General features: G+C 61.8%; 7 protein-coding genes and 3 pseudogenes. 8 read left to right on the plus strand and 2 right to left on the minus strand.

Annotated features, from left to right (window positions below):
* Positions 1-55: 55 nt before the first annotated feature.
* The 6 genes and pseudogenes from AC1DW9_RS35515 to AC1DW9_RS35540 form a co-directional block, all read left to right on the plus strand.
* Positions 56-829: pseudogene (locus AC1DW9_RS35515) on the plus strand (IS256 family transposase); the annotation flags it as partial.
* Between the two features lie 47 nt (positions 830-876).
* On the plus strand, positions 877-2,256 hold the full coding sequence (locus tag AC1DW9_RS35520) for a transposase (RefSeq protein WP_441506558.1): 1,380 nt from the start codon (positions 877-879) through the stop codon (positions 2,254-2,256).
* A gap of 81 nt (positions 2,257-2,337) precedes the next feature.
* Positions 2,338-2,787, plus strand: a pseudogene (locus AC1DW9_RS35525) (transposase); the annotation flags it as partial.
* Entirely contained in the window at positions 2,693-3,427 is a 735-nt protein-coding gene (locus AC1DW9_RS35530; RefSeq protein WP_476777510.1) for an amino acid ABC transporter ATP-binding protein, read from the plus strand. The pseudogene AC1DW9_RS35525 and the gene AC1DW9_RS35530, both read left to right, overlap by 95 nt.
* 721 nt (positions 3,428-4,148) lie before the next feature.
* Positions 4,149-4,577 carry a potassium channel family protein gene (locus AC1DW9_RS35535; protein ID WP_441509020.1) on the plus strand — a complete coding sequence of 143 codons (429 nt, stop codon included), beginning with the start codon at positions 4,149-4,151 and terminating at the stop codon, positions 4,575-4,577.
* Positions 4,578-4,647: 70 nt separating this feature from the next.
* Positions 4,648-4,921: pseudogene (locus tag AC1DW9_RS35540) on the plus strand (DDE-type integrase/transposase/recombinase); the annotation flags it as partial.
* Positions 4,922-4,935: 14 nt separating this feature from the next.
* Here AC1DW9_RS35540 and AC1DW9_RS35545 read toward each other — a convergent pair.
* Entirely contained in the window at positions 4,936-5,727 is a 792-nt protein-coding gene (locus AC1DW9_RS35545) for an SDR family NAD(P)-dependent oxidoreductase (RefSeq protein WP_441509021.1), read from the minus strand.
* A gap of 971 nt (positions 5,728-6,698) precedes the next feature.
* On the opposite strand from AC1DW9_RS35545, the gene AC1DW9_RS35550 reads away from it, so the two are divergent.
* Both AC1DW9_RS35550 and AC1DW9_RS35555 read left to right on the plus strand, forming a co-directional pair.
* Positions 6,699-7,001, plus strand: a complete 303-nt coding sequence (locus AC1DW9_RS35550) for a CHRD domain-containing protein (protein ID WP_441509025.1) — start codon at positions 6,699-6,701, stop codon at positions 6,999-7,001.
* Positions 7,002-7,054: 53 nt separating this feature from the next.
* Positions 7,055-7,333: a hypothetical protein gene (locus AC1DW9_RS35555; protein WP_441509022.1), complete on the plus strand. Its 279-nt coding sequence runs from the start codon at positions 7,055-7,057 to the stop codon at positions 7,331-7,333.
* Between the two features lie 145 nt (positions 7,334-7,478).
* Here the strand turns inward: AC1DW9_RS35555 and AC1DW9_RS35560 are convergent.
* Positions 7,479-7,855: cupin domain-containing protein (locus tag AC1DW9_RS35560; RefSeq protein ID WP_476855356.1), on the minus strand; the 377-nt coding region annotated here is incomplete at its 5' end.

Here is a 7,855-nt window from a genome sequence, read left to right on the forward strand (position 1 = left end):
GGGACTGTCCGGTATTTTGTGTCCGGGGCCATAGTGACGCCGATGGAGGGCGCTCATGGTCATCAAGAAGGACACACTGGATCAGTTGCTTGCGGGACGTGATCCGCGCGATGTTTTCGCCAAGGACGGGCTGGTCGATGAGCTGAAGAAGGCCCTGGCGAACCGGGTCTTGTCGGCGGAACTGGACGATCACCTCGACGGCGAGGCGGCTGCCGGAAAGCCCAATCGCCGCAACGGCTATTCGAAGAAGACGGTGCTGGGTGAGAGCTCGAAGCTGGAGCTCCGGATTCCGCGTGATCGCGAGGGGACGTTCGATCCCCAGCTGATCGCCAAGTACCAGCGTCGATTTCCCGGTTTCGACGCGAAGATCATCTCGATGTACGCCCGCGGTATGAGCGTCAGGGAGATCCAGGGCCATCTGCTTGAGATCTACGGCCTCGACGTCTCGCCGGATCTGATCTCGACGGTGACCGACGCGGTGCTGGAGACGGTGACGGAGTGGCAGAACCGGCCGCTGGAGACGAGCTATCCGCTGATCTTCTTCGACGCGATGCGGGTTAAGATCCGGGACGAGGGCCTTGTCCGCAACAAAGCCGTCTACCTCGCGCTCGGCGTCCAGGCCGACGGCACGAAGGACATCCTCGGCATCTGGATCGAGACGACCGAGGGCGCCAAGTTCTGGTTGCGGGTGATGAATGAGCTGAAAAACCGCGGCGTCGAGGATGTCCTCATCGCCGTCGTCGACGGGCTGAAAGGCTTCCCCGAGGCGATCAACGCCGTCTTTCCGCAAGCGATCGTCCAGACCTGCATCGTGGGGTCGTTGAAAAACCTGCCTTCGCGTGATTCTCTTGATCCTGGTCGCGATTGAGGGTCGGCATGCTGGGTCGCAAGGAACGGGATCAACTGGAGCTGTTCATTTCGGGCTCGCTCCGACAACTCATTCCCGACGAGCACGTTCTGGTCCGGGTCGACGGCGTGCTCGATCTTTCCTGGCTTCGGAACGAACTCGCCGATCTATACTGCCTCGACAATGGCCGGCCGGGCATCGATCCTGAGGTTGCGGTTCGCCTGATGCTGGCAGGTTTCCTGCTCGGCATCGTTCATGACCGTCGCCTGATGCGCGAGGCAGCGGTCAACATCGCGATCCGCTGGTTCGTCGGCTACGGCCTTCATGAACCGCTGCCCGACCACTCGTCATTGACGCGCATTCGCCAGCGCTGGGGCGCAGAGCGCTTCCGCCGGATCTTCGAACGCTCGGTCCAGGCCTGCATTGCAGCCAGGATAGCAACCGGCGAAGTCGTCCATCTCGACGCCTCGCTGATCCGCGCCCATGTCAGTTGGGATGCACTCGCCGTCCGCCATGTCGAAGCTGTCGCGGAGGCAAACAGCGACGACGACGCCCTTCGCGAGAGCCGACAGAGTGGCAAGTTCAAGAAGGTGTGCGTGACCGATCCCGACGCCACCATGGCGACCAACGGCCGGAACCGCCGGCTCGAACCGGCCTATAAGCAACATACTGCCGTGGACGATATCGCTGGCGTCATTGTCGACGTCGAAGTCGCGACCGGTGAGGAGAACGAGGGCATGGCGGTCGCCGAGCGCCTCGATGCGGTGGCCACGACAGCCGGCAGGGCGATGACGATCGCGACGATGGACGCCGGATACGCCTATGCGAAGGTCTTCCGGGCCCTGGAGGATCGCCAGATCGAGGGGATCGTTCCGGCCAAGGCCGAACCACCCCCAGGCAAGGTCATTCCCACGCGGCGGTTCAAATTCGATGCCTTGCATAATCTGGCCCGCTGCCCGCGTGGCAAGATCCTGCGCCCCAAGGGCAAACTCCATCGCGGCGCGTTCCAATATTTTCACGCCAGTGCAAGAGATTGCGGCCCTTGCCCGCTACGGGCGCGTTGTGTCAGCCCCTCGCGCCATGCCCGTGTCGTCGTCTTCAATGTCAACCACCCGTCTCTGCTGCGGGCCCGGCGCAAGCGGCTCCAATGGGGAAAGCGGGAGAAACGCCTCTATCAACGTCACCGCTGGCGCGTCGAGGGCGTCCACGGCGAGGCCAAGACCTGGCACGGTCTTGCGCGCGCCGTTCGGCGCGGCCTCGACAACATGCGCATCCAGGCTTTCCTGACCGCGGCGGCAATCAACCTCAAGCGGCTCGCTGCCGCCCTTCTGGCCGCCATTGCCGGGTTCTCGCCCGAACCTCTCGCCGAGATCCGTGCCGGCGCCCACGCCAGACCATACCCAGCCTGACACGCCGCAAACGGCAGCGGCCGATGCCTTCGGGGCGCTCGCTCAGCATCCCCGCCAAAACTCGGCTTTCTCAACGACCCCATCGTGCACCTGATCCGGCACTCGCTGGAATTCGTCTCCTGGAAGGATCGAAAACCCGTCGTGCCCGCGCTGCGCATGATCTACCGGGCCACAGACGCCGAGGCCGGCAAAGCCGCGCTCGAGGCCTTCGATGCCGGCTTCTGGGGGCGAAAATACCCGGCAATAGCCCAGGCCTGGCGCCGSAACTGGGATCGCGTCATCCCRTTCTTCGCGTTCCCCGAGGCCGTCCGCAAAATCGTCTACACAACAAATGCGATCGAAGCCTTGAACGCAAAGCTCCGGCGAGCGGTCAAAATCCGAGGCCATTTTCCGACCGACGAAGCCGCAACCAAGCTGATCTATCTCGTCTTGCGCGATGCCGCGGCCGAGTGGAAAATGCCCCCACGCGAATGGACCGAAGCCAAGTCCCAGTTCGCGATCATGTTCGAGGATCGCTTCATCACTCAATGAAGCTCAACCCGCCCCGGACACAAAAATTCAGACACTCCCGATCAAATGCATCAACGGGCTTGAGCCCTTCCAGAAGGGTGTGATCACCGTCGACGGCACCTCGGTCGGCGATCCCAAGACCAACCTGTCGAGGCTGCGCTCCCGCATCGGCATGGTCTTCCAGTCCTTCGAGCTCTACCCTCATATGAACGTGACCGAGAACATCTGCCTGGCCCAGCGACATGTCCTGAAACGCAGCGAGGACGCCGCCCGCGCCCGCGCGCTCGAGTTGCTCGACCGCGTCGGCCTCAAGGCCCAGGCCAACCGCTTCCCGGCCACGCTCTCCGGCGGCCAACAGCAGCGCGTCGCCATCGCCCGCGCACTGGCGCTCGATCCGATCGCGATGCTCTTCGACGAGCCGACCTCTGCCCTCGACCCCGAGATGATCAACGAGGTGCTCGATGTCATGACCGAGCTCGCCAAGGAGGGCATGACGATGATCGTCGTCACGCACGAAATGGGTTTCGCCCGCCGCGTCGCCGACCGCGTGCTGTTCATGGATGCGGGAGCGATTGTAGAGGACGCCAACACAGCCGACTTCTTCGACAAACCCGCCAGCGAGCGGGCGGCGCGGTTTCTATCCAAGATTCTCCATCATTGACCGCTTCGAACCTAATGTATTGCTTTGGGGCAATGGCCGGGATCACATAACGTTGACCAGTTCGGGTCTGAGCGGCGCGGTCCACGGAATCAGCGAACCGGAACACGGAAAAGACCTCCTGAGTCAGGCCCGGCGGCCATTGGTATCGGCCGAGAATCTTCGAGCGAGGTGACGCCTACCTTGACGCTCTGAACCCTTTTGGCTCAGAGGCGAGGCTCACTTACACCCGCCGGACCCGGGTCATGCGGAGGTCATAGCGTTCCGCATCGACCTCCCCTCATCGCCGCCGCCCTAGGTCAGCCGGTGCAGGGCAAAGCCGGGCTGCGGCGTGCCGATAAGCCGGACGGCCACCATGGTGTCGATCCCATCATAGTGCTTAAATCGCAACCCAAGACGCCAGCGCGACCGACGTTACGACCATCACAAGCCATTCGGCGCGGTAGAAACCGAGGATCGCCTTAGTCGGGCGACGCTCCACGAAACACGGGGCTCGATGTCGCACCGCGATCTGAGAGTCGTAATCGAAGCCAAGGCGCGTCAAAAACGCTGCCGCCATTTCTTGGTCGATATCGCCGACCAGTGCCCGGACCCCTGGCCCAGTAACTTGAAGAATTGAGCTTCTTATTCAGTCAAGAGTTCGGATGCGATCACGTAGGCAGTTTAGGCCCTCGCCGTTATCTCTATGCTTTGCTGGAGGGCTGTCGGGCAACGGCGGTTGGGGATGTTGGTTCAACTGGCCGTCGGCGCGCTCGCAAGTGTCGTCAACATCTTCGCCCATTCTTTGGTCATGTCCCTGATGATAAGAGTGTCCCGCGGACAGGCCGAGACATTTCAAGATAGTCGGTGGTCGCTTTCCATGGTCATGTCCGCTGTAGTGTGTGTGCTAATGGCGGCACACACCGTTGAAGCGGTGATTTGGGCGATTACCTACCGCATTGTAGGCGCAGTTCCGGAAGATTCGGAGTTCCTTTACTTCGCGTTCGTGAATTTCGCGACCCTTGGCTATGGCGACATCACGCCAGTTGTTGGCTGGCGTCTCCTTGGCCCCATCACGTCTATGAATGGCATCCTGCTATTTGGTTGGTCCACGGCGGTTATCTTCGAGGTCCTCGTCCAGACCCTTAGGCGGATCGACAAACTCGCGGACTAGCGGCCGCAACCGCGACTAAATGCTCAGTCATTCGAGGCGGTGCGGAGGCGTTGTCACATGAACTCCCGCGTACTTTCGCTTCCCAAGACCCTTTGCCTGGTGGTGGAGATGCCGCTGGAGCGCGGCATTGCCGTCACCTACGAGACGGAGCGCGCTGGGCAACCAAGTTGGGGCGGGATTATGCCCGCCGGCTCCGGCGGAAGAAACCGGGTCCACGCAACGTCTGGCACCTCGACGAGGTCGTCGTCAGCATCGGCGGTCAGAAGGACTGGCTGTTGCGCGCGGTCGATCAGGACGGCGATATCCTCGATGAGATCGTGCAGGCGCGACGCGCGACCAAGGCCACCGCGGCGGTTAGCTAGGCGATGGTCGTGATAAGTCCGCCTTCCACGCGCAAGGCCGCACCGTTGGTTGCGGAAGCAAGGGGGCTAGCGAGATAGGCGACGAGGCTCGCTATTTCACCGGGTTCGATCATGCGTTGCAGAAGCGAAGATGCCCGTGCCTTTGCGAAGAACTCCGCTTCAATCGTCTCGATCGAAGCCGACGGATCGCTCGCCTGACTGCGCAGGAATGCCTCGATCCCGTCTGCGCGCGTCGGGCCCGGCATGACTGAATTGACAGTGACCTTGGTTCCTTTGGTCAGTTCCGCAAGGCCGCGCGCGATCGTCAATTGTGCGGTCTTGGTTACGGCGTAGTGGATCATCTCCGCTGGCACCGACAGCGCCGATTCGCTCGATACGAAGATGATGCGCCCCTGATTGCGCTCAAGCATGCCGGGGAATACCGCCCGCGCAAGCCGCGCTCCGCTTACCAGATTGACTTCGAAGAAACGCATCCAATCGTCGTCGGTGATGTCGCCGAACGGCTTGCTTTCATAAATGCCGAGGTTGTTGACGAGGATATCGACCCGCCCGGCCGCGTCCAGCAACGCGGCCGCGCCATCGGCGGTGGTCACATCGGCGACGACGCCGCGCACCGACCCGCCACCTGAATCCCCAATGCTGGAGACTGCGGCATCGACTTTATTCTTTCCGCGCCCGCAGACAATCACATCGGCGCCCTCGGCGGCAAGGCACCGCGCAATCTCAAGGCCGATTCCGCCGGTGGAACCGGTAACAAGGGCTGCTTGGCCGTTCAGTTTTAGGTCCACAGTTTAACCTCGGGGTTTGAGGCGGAAATTTTATCCGAAGCGCAAATTCAGGCTGCCTGTTCGGCGCGCCCGTCGGCAACGAGGGCAAGCCGATGAAGCTGGAAATCAGCGATGGGCGCTCCCCTCATCTGGAAACGTCGTGTGTCAAAGGCAGTGTTTCATATCGCGCCCGGCCAGAAGATGCTCGAGCTAAGAGCTGGGCGGYAACAAGGGATCGAGTGCTGCGTTTACTGCAATGTACGCGACTGCATTGAACCGACCTCAGGCGCTCAATCGTAAGCCTGTTGCGTCCCGGTCGCCCCGTTGCAGCAGCCGAGTTTGGATTTAGTAGCCATTCATCCGGTTCGAGTGAAATTCATTGCACATCAGCGTGGGGAAAAAGCCCCGTAGCGACCAGTCCGGAGAGCTGGTGCTACGGGGTCTCAGTAACCCGGCCCCTCTGGGGAGCGCGCCGGGGAGCCTTGGATCGGTGTCTGCTTATCCGCTACCCCCGGCTCCTGCCGCCGAAGCGATGCAGAGCAAGGTCGTGCAATGCCCCATGGTGCTGACGAAAGGCAGCTTGGTCAAGTAAGGACAAGATTAGCCAATGCTATTTCAGCCTCGAACCGTCGGAAAGAAGCGTTTGGCTGCGTTGATCTCCGGGCCACGCGTGGCGGCGATGACGAGGCTAAGGCTTCCGTCGCGGAAATAGCGTCGGTCATACTATGCAACGACGGTCGCTGCCGTCGCCTCATCGAGGGCCTGCTCCAGCTTGGCGGCGCGGGTCTCGATGCCCATAATTGATCCATATCAACGCGAACGGGCGCTCTATTCTGGACACTACGCGAAGTGTGAGTAAACGGGCCGGATCGCGGAGGCTGGAGCCTGGTCCGACGATCCGGCCATCGCAACGGGCTGGCGCGCGGCCTTCTTGCTCTGGCCGAGTTCCGGTCGCCACCCGGTCGAGGTGATAGCGGGGTGCAATGCTGCCGATGCTCGCGCTTGGTGTCACGTCGGGGCCATTCGAAGGATCGGCCACATTGACCGACGATCAAGCGCAGGCGCTGATCGCGGGACAGACCTACTTTAACGTTCACACCGCCGCGAACCCGAACGGCGAAATGCGCGGTCAGGTGACGAGGGGGCATAGGCCCCCCGAGTTAAAGTCAACCACGGAGAGCGCCGCTGCGAATCGCCTGCCCTTGGCCATGTCTGGGCAATGTTGGGCGCTAATCGTAGCGATGCTGCAGCGGTGGCGCAGCCCTCGCAAGATGGGACTTGCGATGCGCATGTGATGCGCGCAGCCTTGTTTTGTGTCTGGGGGCGTTGCGTATCAAGGATTACAGCGATGTGGGAATATACCGACCGGCGCGGTTTTCCCGATGCCTCCCAACTGGGCTGGCATAGGCAGCAACACACCACCCGCAGAGGCGAGATTACGATCTGGACCAGCACGCGCGAAAACTGGCTAGCGGCACCGTTCGTGATCGTACCCGTCAACGGGCGGCGCCTCGCCGGTCGGGACAACATCAATAAGCGCATACTGTTCGAGGACGCAAAGAGCGTCGAGCAGGCGAAGCAACGGATCGCCGACTACATCGCCCAGGTCCGGGCCAGCGAAGCTTGAGCCCCGTCCCTCGCGGACACACCGCGGCGACCCTGCCAGAGGCTTTTGCGTGTCTCGGGACGACTGAGCAGGGTTTGGTGCGGATGCCCTGGCCGAGGCCGCAACGGAAAAAATCAGCGCCTGCTGACTCTCCTGGCCTCTATATCTAGGGCACTGCTGGCGTAAGGCCGTGACGGCGCATGATCTCGACCATCTTGGCCCGGTCCGGTGGACCACCGGGTGCCGCATTGGCCACGGCGAAGACCTCGCGGAAATACTCCGGTCCAATCGCGGCCGGCGTAATCACGCAAAGTGTCTTCGCGTCCTGACTTCCATTGTTATCAAACCGATGAACGGCGCCTCGCGGAATGCATAGTGCCTGTCCTGGCCCAACATCGATCTGCTTCCCGTCGACCGTCCAGGTCAGGACACCGTCGATGCCATAGATCGTCTCTTCATAGTGGTCGTGGCTGTGCGCGGGAGCTGGTAATCGCTGAGACGCTGGGACCAGTAGTTCAAAGGCCGCAATGCTGCCGTTCGAAT

The organism is Allobosea sp. P4_E12 (assembly GCF_056401655.1).